Origin of the sequence: Nocardia sp. NPDC057272 (assembly GCF_042668615.1) — a bacterium.
In the GTDB taxonomy this organism is placed as follows: Bacteria; Actinomycetota; Actinomycetes; order Mycobacteriales; family Mycobacteriaceae; genus Nocardia.
On sequence record NZ_JBHUYK010000001.1, the window covers coordinates 291,806 to 309,000 of the forward strand.

Consider the following 17,195-nt stretch of genomic DNA (forward strand, 5'->3'; position numbering starts at 1 on the left):
CGGTCGCGGGCACTGAAGATTCACTACAGTCACAGACACAGCCAGGACCGAGGACACGGAGGCGATCAGTGGCCAGTGAGCACATCCGGAATCGGCAGCTCGGCACCGTGATCCGCGATCGGCGACTCGCCGCCGAATACACCCTGGCCCGCCTTGCCGGCGAAACCGGCCTGTCCCAGTCATTTCTGAGCCAACTCGAGAACGGCCGGACCAACACCAGCCTGCGCTCGCTACAGCTGATCGCCGACGCGCTCTCGACCACCGCGACAGCTCTGCTGGCCGCGGCCGACGACACCGCGCCCGCGGCCGTGGTCCGCGCCGCCGACGACACCGCCCTGCCCCAAACCGAGCCCGGCGCGGGTACTGTCCGGTCCCTCGTCCACGGTGACCGCGACCTGCGCGCCCTGGAATTCACCGGCGGTACCGATCGCGGTGACCGCGACTTCGTCCACCGATCCGACGAGATCATCCACGTGATCCGCGGCCGGATCACACTGGTCGCCGACGGCACCGAACACGACCTCGGCACCGGTGACACCTATTACTGCCGCGCGGGTGAGAAGCACCGGTGGTGGGCGCACTCCCCGGACACCACCACGTTGGTCCTCGCCGTCGCCGACGGTCGCACCGTCAAACGCGCATCCCGCACAGAACAAAACGAACCGCTCACCATGACGAGGTGAGCGGTTCGCTTGCGGTACAACCCTTTTCCCGGGTTCATGCCACGATCGCGACCTTGCGCGGGCGACCGCGGGGGCGCTTGCGGGCGATCACGACACCCTGGTCGAAGATCTCACCGCCCCACACGCCCCACGGCTCGGCACGATCGATGGCCGCGGTCAGGCAGCCCTTGCGGATCGGGCAGGCCGCGCACAGTTCCTTGGCCTGCTCGAGATCGGTGGGGCTCTCGGCGAACCACAGATCGGGGTTTCCGCCCCTACAGGGCAGAGTCTTGGTGACCTCACGGACGCGAGGGGTCTGCGCCACGGTTCGGCATGTCACGTCAGCAGTGGCCGTCGGCCAGTCCTGGGCGGTGAACACGTCGTTCTCCTTCAGCTCGTTTGCAGCGGTCGAATGTTCGGTGTGCGAACCCGGTGCCAACGGCTGAGGAGCCGACATAAAGATGGCCACGGATTTCGCTTCTCGCGATCCGTGGCCAGGAGGTCTGGGAGGTGTTCCCTACCTAGTTCGACATCTCTGTCGAGACCTGATCACGGTCGCTGGGTGGACGCGGAGGCGGATTGCGCCGATGAACTCCGGTGCGTAACCGGCTTCATCGGCGATTGCTGCCGGTGCCGCAACGGCGGTCGGCTGCCAACCCACGTTGGGCTTGTCCTGGAGACGAATCGGAGTGTGCTGATGGACGACAGTCATCGGCACAGCTTTGGCATCGACGCCGGACAGGCCGGTCCCCTGCAGAGCGAGGACCCCCCGGGAGGCGGACATGACAAATCCGTTCACCAGGACGCGATTGCTCATCGCATCGAACGTGGTGTTCGTGTTCATGTGTCTGCCTCCCTCCTGAACTCGTGTGTGAACAATTACCGCGCACCGGGATCACTCTCGGTGCGTGTTCTCCACCATAGGCAATGATCGAGAACCGAACAACTTATTTTCTACCTGGGGTTTTGTGCTGTTGCCCGCAAACGTGACGCAACGATGGCGAGCACATCGGCACCGTACTGTTCGATCTTCTTCGCGCCGATACCGGCGATGGCCGCCAGCGCGGCGTCGTCGGCGGGCAGCTGTTCGGCGATGGCGGTGAGGGTGGTGTCGGTGAACACCACGAAGTCACGCCGCTGGAGCGCTTCGGCCTTCTCGGCTCGCCATTCCTTCAGCGCCTCGAGCAGCTGGGGGTCGACCTCGCCCGGGCAGCGCCTGCACCGGCCGAGCATGGTGGCGTAGGTGCCGATCAGCGGCTTGAGGCACACCCGGCACAGCGGACGTGGGGTGTCGGCCTTGACCGGGACTTCCACGGCGATCCGCGAGGCCGCCGAACTGTCCGGAATCAACCCGTTGAGGAACCGCGACCGGGTCACCGGCCGATAGTCACCGCCCGCTTGCAGCCGCCGCTGGGTCCACGACAGGCTCAGATGTTCGCGTGCCCGCGTGACACCGACGTAGAGCAGCCGGCGCTCCTCCTCCAGCCCGGCTTCGTCGACGGGCGCGTTCTTCCGGCCGAGCACATGGAAGATCGGCAGCGTGCCGTCGGTGAGCCCGGCCAGGAACACCGCGTCCCATTCCAGGCCCTTCGCCGCGTGCAGCGAGGCCAGGGTGACACCGTCGACGATCGGCGGATGCTTGGCCTCGGCGCGGGTCGCGAGCTCACGCAACAGCGCGGTGAGATCCATGTCGTCGTCGTGGCTGACCAGTTCCTCGGTGAGCTGCACCAGCGCCAGCAGCGCGGACCAGCGTTCCTTCGCCTGCGCACCGGCCGGTTCCTCCGCGGTGAGCCCGACCGGGGCCAGCGCGGCCCGCACCAGCGTGATCAGCGACGACCCACTGCGCGCCTCGTCGGGCAGATCGTCGCGGGCGTCGACCTGACGCAGCGCCGACACCGCCTGACGTACTTCCTGACGCTGGAAGAACCCCTCGCCGCCGCGCACCTGGAACGGAATCGCCCGCGCGCCGAGCACCTGTTCGAACGGTTCCGACAGTGCGTTGGTCCGATAGAGCACCGCGATCTCGGACGCCGGGGTTCCGGCGGCGATCAGCTTCTCGATCCGCCCGGCGACCGCGACGGCCTCGGCCTGCGCGTCGGCGTACTCGGCGAATTCGGGCTCGGGGCCGTCGGGCCGCTGACCGATCAGGGCAAGGCGGGTGCCCGCGATGCGTCCGCGCGCGGCACCGATGACCTGGTTGGCCAGCGACACCACCTGGGGTGTCGACCGGTAGTCGCGTTCGAGCCGCACCACGGTGGCGTCGGGGAAACGCCGGGAGAAATCGAGCAGGTAGGACGGGGTGGCCCCGGTGAACGAGTAGATGGTCTGGTTCGCGTCGCCGACCACGGTCAGATCGTCGCGCTCACCCAGCCACGCGTCGAGCACGCGCTGCTGGAGCGGCGTCACGTCCTGGTATTCGTCGACGACGAAACTGCGATAGCGACCACGGAATTCGTCGGCGACGGCCGGATAGTCCTCGAGTGCGGCCGCGGTGTGCAGGAGCAGGTCGTCGAAGTCGAGCAGCAGGCCGTCGGCGGAGGCTTTCGCGGATTCGTAGCCCTGGTACACCTCGGCGACCTTGGCGACGTCGACCGGCGCGTCACGATGATGTCTGGCGGCAGCGGCCGGATAGTCCTCCGGGGCGATCAGCGACGCCTTGGCCCATTCGATCTCGCTGAGCAGGTCGCGCACCATTTCGGTGGAGGCACGCAGCCCCGCCCGTTGCGCGGCCTGCGAGACGATGGGGAACTTGCTGTCGATCAACCGCCACGGCACATCCCCCACCACCTGCGGCCAGAAATACCGCAACTGCCGCAGCGCCGCGGCGTGGAAGGTCCGCGCCTGCACCTGCCCGGCATCGCCCCCGAGTCCCATCGTGCGCAGCCGATTGCGCATCTCCCCCGCCGCGCGGGCGGTGAACGTCACCGCCAGCACCTGGTCGGCCTTCACATGCCCACCCGCGATCAGGTGCGCGATCCGATGCGTGATCGTCCTGGTCTTACCGGTCCCCGCACCTGCGAGAACACAGACCGGCCCCCTCGGTGCCCGCACCGCGGCGGCCTGTTCCGGGTCGAGGGCGGTGAGATCGAGTGCTGGCACGCGCACCATCATGACAGCGCCCACCGACAACGTGCCGCGACGCCCGCGGATGCAGGGGCAAGGAACACAGCGCCCCCTCGCGACGTTGCACATCGCGTGACTGAAGCAACCCCAGATCTGACGATGTACTCGACCACGTGGTGCGGCTACTGCCGGCGCCTGCGGACCCAGCTCGACGAGGCGGGCATCACCTACTCGGTGATCGATATCGAGGACGATCCCGCTTCGGCCGAGTTCGTCGGCAGCGTCAACAACGGCAACCACGTCGTGCCGACGATCAAGTACCGCGACGGCTCCACCGCGACCAACCCGTCGCTGGCCGCGGTCAAGCAGGCATTGGCCGCCCAGCAGGCCTGATTCGCCGCGTCACTCCGCCCAGGACTCGATGATCGAGCGCGCGATCGAGATGGACCCGGGGACGAGCAGCCGGGCGCCGGGTTCGCGCGCCGACCAGTCGCCGACCCGCAGTGCCGCGCGGACTTCCTCGCGGGTGAACCAATGCGCCTCGGCGATCTCGCCATCGGAGAACACGAGTTCCTGGGCGGGGTCGCCGACCGCGGCGAAGCCGACCATCAGCGAGCGCGGGAACGGCCACGGCTGGCTGCCGAGATAGTCGATATCGCGCAGGTCGACACCGACCTCTTCGCGGACCTCGCGTTCCACGCAGTGTTCCAGCGATTCACCGGCTTCGACGAACCCTGCGAGCAGGGAGAACATCGTCTCCGGCCAGCTCTGCTGACGGGCCAGCAGCACCTGATCGGCGCCGTCGTGGACCAGGCAGATCACGGCGGGGTCGATCCGCGGGAACTCTTCCTCGCCTGCCGCGGTCAGCCGCGACCAACCGCCGCGCGCCGTCGTGGTCGCCGTGCCGTCGCCGCCGTGATACCCGGCCCGATCGTGCCAGTTGAGCAGCGCGTACGCGGTGGACAGCAGTTCCGCGGTGAAATCGTCGACCGCGCCGAGCGTGCGCAGATCCTTCAGGGTGCCGTCCAGATCGTCGGCTCGCACCGCCCACAGGTGACTGCCGTCGACGGCACCGAGGAAGACCGCGCCTTCACCGGGCTCCTCGGCCACCGAGACGGCCGCGTCGAGGACGATCTTGCCGTCCTCCACCCGCACTTTCCCCCGCGCGTCGATACGCAGAATCTTCGCTTTCCCCCACCCTTCGCGCAGGGCGCCGGGATCGAGCCGGGCGTGCTCGGCCCGGTCGATGGTGGAACGTGACAGCAGCGGAACGTTTTTCAGCCGGAACGACACGTTCCGAGCATAGAGCGACGGCGCAGGTGCGGCTCGGGCGGCCGACTACTTTCCGGCGCGACGGATGTAGAGCAGTTTGTCGCCGGTGTCGAGGGCATCGACTTCGGGTTCGCCGACCCTGATCAGCGCGCCGTTGCGCACCACACCGAGCACGATATCGCTGAGGTGGCGCGGCGATCCGCCCACTTCGCTCGCCTCCACCTCGCGTTCGGCGACGGCGAAGCCCTGCTCGGGTGTGAGCAGGTCCTCCATCATCTCCACGACCGTCGGCGTGGTGGTGGCGATACCGAGCAGCCTGCCCGCGGTCTCCGAGGACACCACCACCGAGTCGGCGCCGGATTGACGGACCAGGTGGGTGTTCTCCGCTTCGCGGATGGCCACCGAGATCTTGGCCGTCTTGTTCAGTTCGCGCGCGGTGAGCGTCACCAGCACGGCGGTGTCGTCGCGATTGGTGGCGACGACGACCGCGGCGGCACGCTGTACCCCGGTCAGTCGCAGCACATCGGACTTGGTCGCCGAACCGTGCACGGTCACCAGGCCCGCGGCGGCAGCGGCCTCGAGCGCGATGGGATCGGTGTCGACCACCACGATGTCGGACACCTGGATCCCGTCACCGACCATCGCATCGATCGCGGTCCGGCCCTTGGTGCCGTAGCCGACGACGACGGTGTGATTACGCACGGTGTGCCTCCATCGCTGAATCTTGAATGCCTGCCGCGACCGTTCGGTCAGCACGCCGAGAGTGGTACCGACCAACACGATGAGGAACAGGACGCGCAGGGGGGTGATGACGATGATGTTCACCAACCGCGCCGACGGGGTCACCGGGGCGATATCGCCGTAGCCGGTGGTCGACAGCGACACCGTGGCGTAGTACATCGCGTCCAGGAACGACAGCTCGTCGCCGGTGTTGTCGCTGTAGCCGTGGCGGCCGACGTAGACCACAGTCGCGGCGGTGAACAGCAGTGCGATCGCGAACAACACGCGACGGGTGAGCGAAACCCACGGACTGGACTGCGCCGCCGGGATCCGCAACAGACCGACCAGGGCGTAGTCGGGACTGCTGCTCAACCCGACCGGGTTGCGCGTGTCACCGAACATGCCTGCTCCTGTATTTCTGGCGGCTGGCGCCGCGTGTTCTCGGCCTGGGTACCTTGATCTTCCCGCCCGCCGGGCACTCCTTCGCCGCACCCTCTGGTCAGGCCAGATCAAGGCGGCCGAAAACCCGGCGGCGACCGCAACACTATCGGCTCAGTGGGTCTCGTGTGGATCGGTGTCGGCGTTTTCCGGTGCCGCGTCGCGGATGAGGCGCTCCAGCTCGGCGGGGCCCGCCAGTTGCGCGGGGGCGATGGTGCGGCCGGAGCGGATGTAATGGAATGCGGCGCCGACACGTTGGAGCATCCGGTCCTCGGTCTCGCCGGTGCGGGCGGCCATCAGGCGGGCCCAGGCGAGGCGGTAGACGGCCAGCTGCATGGCGACGGCGGGCTCGTCGGCGGGGCCGGGTTCGGCGCCGGTCTTCCAGTCGACCACGATCCAGCGGCCGCCGGGTTCGGCGAAGACGGCGTCCATGCGGCCGCGAATCACCGTGCCCGCGATGCTGGTTTCGAAGGGCACTTCCACGTCGACCGGGTTGCGGTGCGCCCATGGTGAACGGCGGAAGGCGGACTGCATGGCGGCGAGTTCCTGGTCGGCGCGTCCCATTTCGGTGGTGCTGTCGGCGGCGCCGGGCAGTTCGTCGAGGCCGAGCAGCTGTTCGGTGCCGAACCAGGATTGCACCCAGGCGTGAAAGGCGGTGCCGCGCCGGGCCATCGGGTTCGGGGGGTACGGGAGCGGGCGGCGCAGGCGGGCGGCCAAGCGGGTCGGGTCGGCGCGAAGTTCGACGAGGGCGGTGGCGGGGAGTTGGCCGGGAAGTTCCACCTGCTGTTCGGCGAGTTCGGCGGCGGTGAATTCGGCGAGGAGGGCGTCGACATCGTTGACCCAGCCCTCGGGGTCGTCGATCTCGGCCTGATCCTCGGCGGTGCTGTCGGCAACCGAGGTGCCGCTGCGCAATTCGTCGAGTGCTTCGCGGACGAGCGCGGCGCCCTGTTCGATGGGATCGCGACGGTGGCCCAGTGGGTCGCGTGGCCACGGGGCGGTCGGTGGGTTGTCGGCGAACGGGTTCACCGCGTCCGGTGGTGGCTTGTCGTCCCAGCGGGCGACGGTGGCGACGCCGTAGGCCTCGCTGTCCGGGTTCTCGTTCGCTTCCTTGAGCTCGAGCAGGAAGTCCGACGGGCCCTTCTGGGAGGTCCCCGTCTCGGGCCAGTAGTAGGCCGAAACCAGCAGCACCCGTTCGGTTCTGGTGAGCGCTACGTAGAACAGGCGCCGTTCCTCGTCGAGCCGGCGGCTCTTGAGCGCGTCCTTGTGATCGGCGATCGCGTGTTCGAGTTCGGAGCGGTCGCCCACGGCGCTCAGGTCGAGGACGGGCACGCCCTCGGACGCGTCCGGCTGGGCGCGGTCGCCGCGCAGCGTGGTGGGGAGTTCGGTGAGCGCGCCGAGCCAGGTGCTCAGCGCGGTGGTCGATGGGAACACCGTGGCGCTCACGTGCGGCACCGCGACGACTTCCCATTCCAGGCCCTTGGCGGCGTGCACGGTGAGCACCTGCACCCGGTCACGCGCGACCTCGACTTCGCCTGGCTCCAAACCGTTTTCGACCGATTCCGCCGCGGTGAAGAAGGCCAGCAAGCCGCTCAGTGACGCCCGGGAATCGGCCGCGTACCCGGCGACCACCTCGGCGAAGGCATCGAGGTGCTCGCGTCCGGCGCCGCCACCGGCGATCGCCCGCCTGGCCTGGGTCTCGACCCCGACGCCGATGGTCCGTTCCACATCGGCGACGAGTTCCACCAGCGGCTGCCCACTGCGTTCGCGCAGTGCGGCCAGCTCCTCGCTCAGGGCCGCGATCCGCGCGAACCCGGCCTCCGAATACTGGTCCGCCGCACCGGGGTCGGCGATGGCGTCGGCGAGACCGGCTTTCTCGGTCGGTTCGGGCGCGACCTCGCGCAACGCCGTCGCGAGTCCGGCCGCGTCGGTGATGGCGTCGGTGGCACCCGACCCGCTGCTGATGGACAGCATCTGCGCCCGCCGCGCCAGCGCGGCCAGGTCCGCCACCCCGATCCGCCACCGGGCCCCGGTGAGAATGCGGACCGCCGCGCTCCCGGTCCCCGGCTCGGCGATCAACCGCAGCGTGGCGACGATATCGGCGACCTCCGGCGTCGCCAGCAACCCACCGAGCCCGACGATCTCCACCGGCAATCCCTGCTCGCGCAACGCCTCTGCCAGCGGCGCCGCATCGGCATTGCGCCGGATGAGCACCGCCGAGGTAGGCGGCGGCCCCTCGTTCTCCCGCGCCGTCGCCCACTCGCGCGCGATCCGCTCGGCGATCCAGTCCCGCTCCTGCGCGATGGTTTCGGTCAGCGCGAACTCGACGACCCCCGCATGCGATTGCGGCTTGGCCCGCAACGCGTCCACCGTCGCCCCACCGCCCGCCCGCGCCACCGCCCGCAACGGATCCGCCACCAGGTTCGCCAGCGCCAGCGCTTCGGGCGGGTTCCGCCAGCTGGTCAGCAGCGGCAGCACCGGCGCGGGCACCCCTGGCGCAGCGGGGAAATCGGTGGCGAACCTCGGCAGGTTGGCCGCCGACGCGCCCCGCCATCCGTAGATGGATTGCATGGGATCACCCACCGCCGTCACCGCGAGCGGGGCGGCTTCCTCTGCCGCCGCGTCCGGCGACCGCGTACCCGAGATGCCGTCCTGCTGTCCACGGTCGCGAACCTGCGGGGATGCCGAATCCTGCTCATCCATCGCGAACAAGGTGTCGGCTTCGCGAGTTCGGGCCGGGGACGCCTCACCCCGGATCAGAACGGGCTGTCGCTGCCGATCCCGTTGTACCGCTTCGGCATTGCCGAACAGCGCCGACAACAGCACCCGTTGCGCGTGCCCGGTGTCCTGGTATTCGTCGAGCAGGACCAGTTTGAACCGCGCGCGTTCGGCGGCCGCGACTTCGGGATGGTCGACGGCCAATTGCGCGGCCAGCGACATCTGGGAGCCGAAATCCAGTGCGCCACGGCGGTTCAGGGCTTCGGCGAGCTGGCGAACCAGTGGGAGCAGGGCAACGCGCTCCCGTTGCGCGGTCACCACGCCGACCAGTGCCTGGCTCGGTCCGCCGCGTTGCCGGGGGCCCGCGGGCAGCGTGTAGACGAGTTTCTCCAGCTCCGCGTGTGCCTCGGCCAATTGCTCCGGTTCCACCAGATGTTCGGCGAGCTGCCCGGACAGGGCGAGCACCGCCTCGGTCACCGAGACCGGCGTGCGATCGGTGTCGAGATCGCCGTCCCAGGACCGCACCACCTCGTGCGCGAGCTGCCACAGCTGGGTCTGGGTGAGCAGCGCCGCCGAGGGTTCCACCGGCAACAGCAGTCCGTGCGCGGTGAGCAGCCTGCCCGCGTACGAGTGGTAGGTGCTGATCTCGGGCTCGGCACCGGCGACGATCGTGCGCAACGCGCCGCTGGGATCGATCTCACGCAGCAGCGGCGCGCCCGCCAACCGGGCGAGGCGGGTCCGGATCCGGGAGGTCAACTGCTGGGCGGCTTTTCGGGTGAAGGTCAACCCGAGTACTTCGTCCGGAGCGACCAGCTGGTTGGCCACCATCCACACCACGCGCGCGGCCATCGTCTCGGTCTTGCCCGCGCCCGCGCCCGCGACGACCAGCGTCGGCTCCGGCGGCGCGGCGATGACCGCCGACTGCTCATCGGTCGGGGGCGGCAGGCCGAGCGCGTCGGCCAGCCGTTGCGGGGTGACGCGCACACCGCTCACTCGTCGGTCACCTGCCGTCCGGTGTCCTGCACCGGGCAACTGCCCGCGACCGGGCAGTGCCGGCACCCGTCGTTGCGCACCGCCAGATAGCCGGGCCCGCGCGTCGCGTCGGCCGCGTCGTGAATGGTGGTGCGCCACTGATCGAGACCGTCGCCGTCGAGCGCGCTCTGTGTCCGTTCGGTCGCACCGGTCTTGCGGTTCGGCTTGGCGACATAGACCAACCGCGCGCCACCGGGGTCGGTCACGGGGGCAGGTTCGTCGGACTCGTCCTCGTCCAGCGCCCCGTGCGCGGCCGCCACCTGGTAGGTCGCCAGCTGCGCGTGATCGGCGACCGCCTTCTCGCTGACCGGCGTCTTGCCCGTCTTCACGTCGACGATGACGAAGCGCCCCTGCGCATCTCGTTCGAGCCGATCGATGCGCCCCCGAATGCGCACGGCCCGTGCGCCTTCCGTGCGCGCGGGCAGCACACAGTCCACCGGCACCTCCACCCCGGCCTGGGTGAGTTCGCCGCGCGTGGTGCGCACCCAGGAGAGGAAGGTCTCCAGCATCGTCTCGGTGCGGCGCAGTTCCTGGCGCGAATGCCAGCCGTCGGCCGGGTCGACCGTTTTCCACGCCTGATCCAGCGCCGCCCGCACCTGCGCCTCGGGGACATCGCCCGCCAGCGCCTGCACGAGCGTGTGCACGAGATTGCCCTTCACGGCGTGCGGGTTGTCACCGTCGGTGCCGCCGTGCCGTTCCAGGGCCCACCGCAGCGGACAGGTGCGCAGCAGTTCGACCGTCGACGGTGACAACCCGATCGGGGAGTCGTCGTCGTCCCAGAGTTCGCGCTGCGAACTGAGTTCGGCGGTGCCGTACCAGTCGCCGGGGTCGGTACCGGGCACACCCGCGTCGGCCAGGCGCGCCAGCTGCCGTGCGGCCCGGTCACGACGCTCGGGGTCGGCACCGGGATCACACACCACCCCGCGCAGTTCGGCGACCAGCGCGTGCATCACCAGCGCCCGCCCGGGATCGGCGACCGGCAGCGCGCCGGGTTCGCCGCTGTCGTCGTCGCCGACGAGTTCGGTGAGAAACCGCGAGGGCACCAGATCCTGGTCTCCCGCGGCGGATTCGACGGCGGTCACCAGCAACGACCGCCGCGCGCGGCTGCACGCCACGAGCAGCAGCCTGCGTTCCTCGGCCAGGATCGGCGCGGCCCGGCTCACGGTCGCGCTCGGGTCGACCCCGGCGACCAGGTCGACGAGGTCCTCGGTGTGCAGCAACGTGCCCCGCGAGCGTGGGTTGGGCCAGATGCCCTCCTGCACGGCGGCCACCGCCACCACGTCCCATTCCCGGCCCGCCGCGGCGTGCGCGCTGAGCAGGGTCACCGCCTCGCCCTCCGCGGTCAGCGGCCTGCCCTGTTGTGCGAGTTGCTGGTGCAGCAGATATTCGACGAACCCGTCGATGCTCGCCTTGGGCAACCGGTCGACGTAAGCGGCTGCGGCATCGAACAATTCGACGGCCGCGTCGAGGTCGCGGTCGGCCTGCATGCCCGACGCCCCGCCACGTCGCGACTGCCGGAACCAGCGGCGTTCCAGCCGCGAATTCGTCCACAACGTCCACAGCACGTCTTCGAGCCCCTGCCCTCTGGCCTGGGTCTCCTTCGCCTTCGCCACCGCGCGCAACACGCGACGCAGCGGCGCCGCCTCGACCTCGGTGAGCCCGTCGAGCAGCCGTTCCTCGCCGATACCGACGATCAGGTCACGCAACACTTCGGCCGAGGACTGATCGATCAGCGGCACCGCGGGCGACTCCGGGCGCACGGTTTCCACGACAGTGCGCGCGGCAGGCGGGTTTTCGGCATCGAGGAGGTCGATATCGTCGGGCAGCCGTTCGGCGACATCCCAGTCCGGTTCCGGTTCCGGGCGCAGCGGATCCTCGGGGTCCGGGGGCGGCAACCATTCGTCGTCGATCGGATCCGGTTCGGGTTCGGCGATTTCCGGCGCGGGCACGGCTTCGTCCCAGAGCAGGAACTGGTCGGCACCATCGACGAAGGGTTCGGCGAGCGCACCCGTGCGTTCCAGGTCGAGCACGCTGCGCCGCACACCGCGCCGCAACCGGCGCAGGGCGATCTGGTCGGCCCCGCCGAGCGGCCCGGACAGCAGATCCATCGCGTCGTCCGACGAGAACATCGCATCGATCGCCCGACGCGAACCCGGCCGCGACGCATCCCCCGCCAGCAACACCCGCAGCGCCAGCACCATCCACGCCGCGCCGCGCCGACGTGCCAACGGCTCGGCTACCGCGGGCCTGCGCACCGGCACCCCGGCCGCCAGCAGGGCCCGCCGCAACGGCGCCAGCGACAACGGCACCGACCGCACGATCACCGCCATCGCCGACCACGGCACACCATCGGTGAGGTGCGCGCGGCGCAGGTGGTCGGCGATCAGCGCCGCCTCCTTCGCCGGAGTCGACAACACCCGCACCCGCACACTCGACTCGTCGGTGGGCGGCAGATCGGCCGGGGGCGTCCACTCGTCATCGGGCGGCGGTTCGTCGGCGGGAGGCAGATCCGCCGGGGGCGCCCATTCGTCATCAGGTGGCGGTTCGTCGGCAGGCGGCAGATCCACTGGCACCGGCCGAAGATCTGGTTCCGCGCTCGGGCCGGCGTGCGCGAACAGATCAACGTCAACTTCGATTCCCGGACCCTGGGCGACAGGCTGACCGATGGGCTCGGGTGGTTCGTTCTCCTGCCCCGGGAGTACCCGGTGCCGTGCGCTCCCCGGCAACCTCGCCGCGATGCGCGCATTCGCCAAGCGGATCGGCGCACCACTGCGATGGTTGTGACGCAGGATGATCCGCCGCTGCGCGACGGTGTCGAGGTCGGTGAGGAAGTGCGAATCCGCGCCGCGGAAGGTGAAGACCGCCTGGTCCGGGTCGCCGGTGACGACGGTGCTCGCGCTGCCGCTGCCGATGGCGCGCACGAGTGTCGCGGCCTGCGGGTCGAGGTGCTGTGCGTCGTCGACGAGCAGGTAGCGGATCCGATCCCGTTCGGCGGCAAGCAGATTCCGGTCTCCGGCGAGGGCATCGAGCGCCGCGCCGACCAGTTCCGCGGCGTCGAGCGCGGGCGCGGTGGCCTCCGGCGCGGCGACACCGACCGACCACCGCAGCATCGACGCCTGTTCGTACCGCTGGAAGAAGCGCCCGGCCGCCACCCACGCGTCGTTGTCGTGCTCGCGACCGAGCGCCATCAGGTCTTCCGGGCCGAGCCCGCGCTCGGTCGCGCGCAGCATCAGGTCACGCAGTTGCTCGGCGAACCCGCCCAGTGCCAGTGCGGGCTGTAATCGCGGCGGCCACAAACCGCCCGCCCCCGCTTCGATGTCGGCGAGATCTCCGCGCAGCATCTCCCGCAGCACCGCGTCCTGTTCGGCGCCGGTGAGCAGCCGCGGCGGCGGATTGCCGTGCAGGTCCGCGTGCCGGCGCAGCACCGAGAACGCGTAGGAGTGCAACGTGCGCACCATCGGTTCCCGGCTCGCGCCCGGGATACCACCCGCGGCAGGTCCCAGCTGGTGGGTGATCGCATCCCGCAACGCCGCGGCCGCGTGCTTGGTGTGCGTGAGGACCAGGACCGACGCCGGGTCGGCACCGTCGGCGATCCGCGCGGTCACCAGATCCACCAGCAGCGCGGTCTTGCCCGTCCCCGGCCCGCCCATCACCTGCCACGGTCGCCACCCGGGACGCGGCGGCGCGGGCTGGGCCTGCTCGGCGAACAGCGCGCGAACGGACGCACCCCAGGCCCGCGGCCGGGGCGCCCGCGTTGTCCGGCGCACGAGTCGCACCGAGCTATCCGATCGCACCACATCGGCTATTGCAACAGACCAGTCCGACACACCGGCGCACCCCTACCGGAGGGACACGCTGCGAGACCTCGCGCGACCGGCCAGAATGGCAGTCGTGTCGTCGCTTCATGTGCACCGATTCGGCCCCGCCGACGGTCCCGTCGTCCTCGCCCTGCACGGTCTCACCGGCCATGGCAACCGGTGGGAAACCCTCGCCACCGAGCATCTGCCCCAGGCCAGGATCATCGCCCCCGACCTGCGCGGACACGGTCGTTCCACCTCGCTGCCGCCCTGGGATCTGGAAACGATCGTCGCCGATCTCGCGCAGCTGCTGCACGCCGAGACCGACGGCCCGGTCGTCGTGGTCGGCCACTCCTTCGGCGGCGCCGCCGGCATCCATCTGGCCCGGCAGCACCCCGACCTCGTGCGGGCGCTGGTCCTGCTCGATCCCGCCATCGGCATCGACGCGAAGCTGATCGAGCAGGTCGCCCTCGCCAACCTGGCCTCCCCCGATTACACCGATCTTGCCGAAGCCCGCTCCGACAAGCAGGTCAGCGCGTGGGGACCCGACGAGGTCGATCCCGAGGTGCTGGAACGGGAGTTGGCCGAGCACCTCGTGCCGACCGAGGGCGGCCGGGTCGGCTGGCGCATCTTCCAACCGGCGATCACCTCGTACTGGGGTCAGCTGGCGCGACCGTTCGTGCTGCCGCCCGCCGACCTGCCGACGGTGCTGGTGCGCGCCGCCAAGGTGCAGCCGCCGTATGTCACCGCGGAGTTCCTCGACGCCCTCACCGCCCACCTCGACACGTTCACCGCCGAGGTCTGGGACTGCGACCACATGGTCGCCCAGGCCCGCCCCGCCGACACGGCCGCGCTGATCGCCGCGGTGCTGTAGCCCGATGGCCGTCACGACGGAGGAACAGGTGGAGAAGGTCCGCGAACTGGTCGCCGCGATTCCGCCCGGCCGGGTCGCCACCTACGGCGATATCGCGGCCGCGGCCGGGCTGTCCTCGGCCCGTACGGTCGGCTGGATCATGCGCACCGATTCCGCCGACCTCCCGTGGCACCGCGTCATCGGCGCGTCCGGACGTCCCGCCGCCCACCTGGCCGCTCGTCAGCTCCGGCTTCTCGGCGAGGAGGGCGTCCCGATCGTCGACGGCCGGGTCGTTCTGCGGACGGCGCGACTCTGAGCACGCCGATCGTTGCTCCGCATCCGCCACGGACTTCCCGGCGGGAGCGGCACGCTCGGCTGCGGGGGCTCTAGCATCCGGGCCGCGCCTACTAGCATGACTTTCGTGCCGATCACCCGATTCCGAGTCAGCCGATGACCGCCGATGCGATCGTGCTCGCCGGTGGGCGAGCCAGTCGGATGGGTGGCGTCGACAAACCGGCGATCATGATCGGTGGGCGGTCGATGCTCGATGCCGCGCTGGATGCGGTGCGCGACTGCGCCGAGGTCGTCGTGGTCGGTCCGCATCGTCCCGAACTCGACGCGCGGTTCGGGCAGGTTCGTGAGGTGCCACCGGGTTCCGGCCCGGTCGCGGCGATCGGCACCGGTCTCACCGCACTCGGCTCCACCGCGCCCTTGGTCGTCGTACTCGCGGCCGACATGCCCTTCCTGACCGACGTGACCGTCCACGAACTGCTGCGCAGCGCAACCGAGTCCACCGCTGATGCCGTTTTCGCGATCGATGCTTCCGGTCGCCCGCAGTACCTGGTCGGTGTCTGGCGACGCAGCGCGCTGGTGGCGGCGCTGGCCGAACTGGATTCACTGGTGAACCAGCCGATGAAAGCCATCGTGCCCGCCGAGACCGTCCTGGTCGAGCTGCCCGACATCGCCGACTGCGATACCGAGGAAGAGGTCCGCCGCGCGCGCGAATCCTTGGCCACCGACCGCGCGTCGGCCCGCCTCGATCTCACCGAAGCGCGCGAGCGGATCGGTTCCGGCCTGACACCCCTGATCACCTACGAGGCCGCGCTGGGCGAAGTCTCCGGTGCCGCGCTGGCCGCCGCGATCACCGCCGCGGGGCCACTCCCCCGCTTCGATGTCTCGGCGATGGACGGTTACGCCGTATGTGGCGACGGCCCGTGGCAGTTGCGCCGCGACGTCGGATTCGCGGGTGGTGCGCGACCGGCGGGCCTGCTGCCCGGCGAGGCGGTGCGCATCGCCACCGGCGCCCACGTTCCGGACGGCACCACGTCGGTGGTGCGCGACGAATTCGCCGCCATCACCGGCGACGAGCTGGCCCGCCTGCCCGACAGCCCGATCCGCGGCGACGTCCGAAAGAGCGGTGAGGACAGGAAGATCGGCGACCTCGTCGCACCGGCGGGCACCCGGGTCACCGCCGCCCTGCGCTCGGCAGCGGCCTCGGTGGAGGTCACCACCGGCACGGTTCGCGGACCGGTGCGTGCGCGAATTGTCATGACCGGCGACGAGATTCGCAGCACCGGCCCGCTCCAGACCGGCCAGACCCGCGATTCGATCGGGCCCGTCCTGCCAGATCTGCTCGCGGGCTGCGGCGTTCGCGTCACCGACCGAGTCCATCTGCGCGACACCGCCCACGGATTCGACGACATGCTCACCGGCACCTCGGATTTCGACCTGATGGTCGTGGTCGGCGCCACCGGCGGCGGCGCGGCCGATCAACTCCGTACCGCCATCGCCCGAGCCGAAGCCCGCGTCCTGGTTCCCCGACTCGCCCTGCGCCCAGGCGGTTCCACCGTGGTCGCCGAACTGCCCACCGGCCAGACCGTCCTCGGCCTTCCCGGCAACCCTTTCGCCGCCATCGCCGTCCTCCTCGCCCTCACCCCCGCGATCGTCGCCGCCCGCACCGGCTCCCCCCTCCCCCGAAAAATCCTCGGCCCGCTCCACAACGCCGCCGACATCACCGCCCCGGTCCAGCGCATCACCCCCGCCCGCTACGCCCCCGACGGCGGCTGGCTCGGCGACCCCACAGTCCGCACCGCCCACCTCGCCGGCCTGATCGACCGTGACGGCCTGGTCATCGTCCCCCCGAATGCCACCGACGGATCAATCGTCGAATTCATCCCCCTCCTCTCCTGACAATGATCGAGATCGAATCTCGCGCACTCGCCGCAATTCTCGCATTGTCACAGAACGGCGAAGTCCGGATTAATTGGCCGCAGCACGCCGAAGTGCGCTTGACACGCCGCATTCGCACAGGTCAGAAACCTATTTTCGCCGCAGGTCTACCCTAGTGCCGTAATGGTGCTTATTGTTGGACGGGTCAGGCGTGGGACGCCCCGCACGCGAGGTGGATTGCGTCGGACAGTGCGTTGAAGGCTTAATCACTTATCCCTCGGAAAGGACCGTGTGGAGATGGCTGACAAGTCTAAAAAAGCACCGAAGAAAATGCCCAAGCAGATGCCGCGCCAGCAGCAGGAGCAGCGGCAGGAGCAGGGGCAGGACTCGCAAGGGATGACGCGAGCAGGCCAGGACGATCGGCGTGAACAGCGCCGCCCCGGCCATCACTGAAATACGTGTGTCGACGAGCCG

At 70.0% G+C, this 17,195-nt stretch carries 13 protein-coding genes; 6 read left to right on the forward strand and 7 right to left on the reverse strand.

All coding sequences use genetic code 11. The features are described 5' to 3' along the window. Positions 1-68 precede the first annotated feature (68 nt). Positions 69-683: a helix-turn-helix domain-containing protein gene (locus ACFULV_RS01315; RefSeq protein ID WP_378651889.1), complete on the forward strand. Its 615-nt coding sequence runs from the start codon at positions 69-71 to the stop codon at positions 681-683. A 34-nt stretch (positions 684-717) separates the two neighbouring features. Here ACFULV_RS01315 and ACFULV_RS01320 read toward each other — a convergent pair whose 3' ends face one another. The 3 genes from ACFULV_RS01320 to ACFULV_RS01330 form a co-directional block, all read right to left on the reverse strand. Continuing rightward, complete coding sequence (locus tag ACFULV_RS01320; protein WP_378651891.1) at positions 718-1,041, reverse strand: WhiB family transcriptional regulator; 324 nt, start codon at positions 1,039-1,041, stop codon at positions 718-720. Between the two features lie 138 nt (positions 1,042-1,179). Then, the gene (locus tag ACFULV_RS01325) at positions 1,180-1,506 is read right to left on the reverse strand and encodes a hypothetical protein (RefSeq protein ID WP_378651892.1); all 327 of its coding nucleotides are present in this window, start codon (positions 1,504-1,506) and stop codon (positions 1,180-1,182) included. 110 nt (positions 1,507-1,616) lie between these two features. Then, entirely contained in the window at positions 1,617-3,773 is a 2,157-nt protein-coding gene (locus ACFULV_RS01330) for an ATP-dependent DNA helicase UvrD2 (RefSeq protein ID WP_378632849.1), read from the reverse strand. A 111-nt stretch (positions 3,774-3,884) separates the two neighbouring features. Here ACFULV_RS01330 and ACFULV_RS01335 point away from each other — a divergent pair, with 111 nt between their 5' ends. Continuing rightward, complete coding sequence (locus tag ACFULV_RS01335; protein ID WP_143876199.1) at positions 3,885-4,118, forward strand: mycoredoxin; 234 nt, start codon at positions 3,885-3,887, stop codon at positions 4,116-4,118. A gap of 9 nt (positions 4,119-4,127) precedes the next feature. Here ACFULV_RS01335 and nudC read toward each other — a convergent pair whose 3' ends face one another. The 4 genes from nudC to ACFULV_RS01355 all read right to left on the reverse strand — a co-directional run bounded on the left by nudC (position 4,128) and on the right by ACFULV_RS01355 (position 13,669). After that, positions 4,128-5,018 carry an NAD(+) diphosphatase gene (gene nudC / locus ACFULV_RS01340; protein WP_378651893.1) on the reverse strand — a complete coding sequence of 297 codons (891 nt, stop codon included), beginning with the start codon at positions 5,016-5,018 and terminating at the stop codon, positions 4,128-4,130. Between the two features lie 45 nt (positions 5,019-5,063). Next, on the reverse strand, positions 5,064-6,119 hold the full coding sequence (locus ACFULV_RS01345; protein WP_378632844.1) for a potassium channel family protein: 1,056 nt from the start codon (positions 6,117-6,119) through the stop codon (positions 5,064-5,066). 150 nt (positions 6,120-6,269) lie between these two features. Then, positions 6,270-9,863, reverse strand: coding sequence for an ATP-dependent helicase (locus ACFULV_RS01350; protein ID WP_378651894.1), 3,594 nt, complete (start codon positions 9,861-9,863; stop codon positions 6,270-6,272). Beyond that, complete coding sequence (locus ACFULV_RS01355; RefSeq protein ID WP_378651895.1) at positions 9,860-13,669, reverse strand: ATP-dependent helicase; 3,810 nt, start codon at positions 13,667-13,669, stop codon at positions 9,860-9,862. The genes ACFULV_RS01350 and ACFULV_RS01355 overlap by 4 nt, the downstream gene beginning before the upstream one ends. Before the next feature lie 115 nt (positions 13,670-13,784). On the opposite strand from ACFULV_RS01355, the gene ACFULV_RS01360 reads away from it, so the two are divergent. From ACFULV_RS01360 to ACFULV_RS01375, 4 genes are all read left to right on the forward strand, one after another. After that, positions 13,785-14,573, forward strand: a complete 789-nt coding sequence (locus tag ACFULV_RS01360) for an alpha/beta fold hydrolase (protein WP_378651897.1) — start codon at positions 13,785-13,787, stop codon at positions 14,571-14,573. Between the two features lie 4 nt (positions 14,574-14,577). After that, the gene (locus tag ACFULV_RS01365; protein WP_378632834.1) at positions 14,578-14,868 is read left to right on the forward strand and encodes an MGMT family protein; all 291 of its coding nucleotides are present in this window, start codon (positions 14,578-14,580) and stop codon (positions 14,866-14,868) included. 134 nt (positions 14,869-15,002) lie between these two features. Then, positions 15,003-16,742, forward strand: a complete 1,740-nt coding sequence (locus tag ACFULV_RS01370) for an NTP transferase domain-containing protein (RefSeq protein ID WP_378651898.1) — start codon at positions 15,003-15,005, stop codon at positions 16,740-16,742. Between the two features lie 276 nt (positions 16,743-17,018). Next, positions 17,019-17,174, forward strand: coding sequence for a hypothetical protein (locus ACFULV_RS01375; protein ID WP_156677410.1), 156 nt, complete (start codon positions 17,019-17,021; stop codon positions 17,172-17,174). Positions 17,175-17,195 lie beyond the last annotated feature (21 nt).

What these genes read in the sequence shown, in the direction of transcription:
- ACFULV_RS01325 (WP_378651892.1), bottom strand. Translation starts at nt 1,506, where the DNA reads ATGAACACGAACACCACGTTCGATGCGATGAGCAATCGCGTCCTGGTG.
- ACFULV_RS01330 (WP_378632849.1), bottom strand. Translation starts at nt 3,773, where the DNA reads ATGATGGTGCGCGTGCCAGCACTCGATCTCACCGCCCTCGACCCGGAA.
- ACFULV_RS01335 (WP_143876199.1), top strand. Translation starts at nt 3,885, where the DNA reads ATGTACTCGACCACGTGGTGCGGCTACTGCCGGCGCCTGCGGACCCAG.
- ACFULV_RS01345 (WP_378632844.1), bottom strand. Translation starts at nt 6,119, where the DNA reads ATGTTCGGTGACACGCGCAACCCGGTCGGGTTGAGCAGCAGTCCCGAC.
- ACFULV_RS01360 (WP_378651897.1), top strand. Translation starts at nt 13,785, where the DNA reads ATGGCAGTCGTGTCGTCGCTTCATGTGCACCGATTCGGCCCCGCCGAC.
- ACFULV_RS01365 (WP_378632834.1), top strand. Translation starts at nt 14,578, where the DNA reads ATGGCCGTCACGACGGAGGAACAGGTGGAGAAGGTCCGCGAACTGGTC.
- ACFULV_RS01370 (WP_378651898.1), top strand. Translation starts at nt 15,003, where the DNA reads ATGACCGCCGATGCGATCGTGCTCGCCGGTGGGCGAGCCAGTCGGATG.
- ACFULV_RS01375 (WP_156677410.1), top strand. Translation starts at nt 17,019, where the DNA reads ATGGCTGACAAGTCTAAAAAAGCACCGAAGAAAATGCCCAAGCAGATG.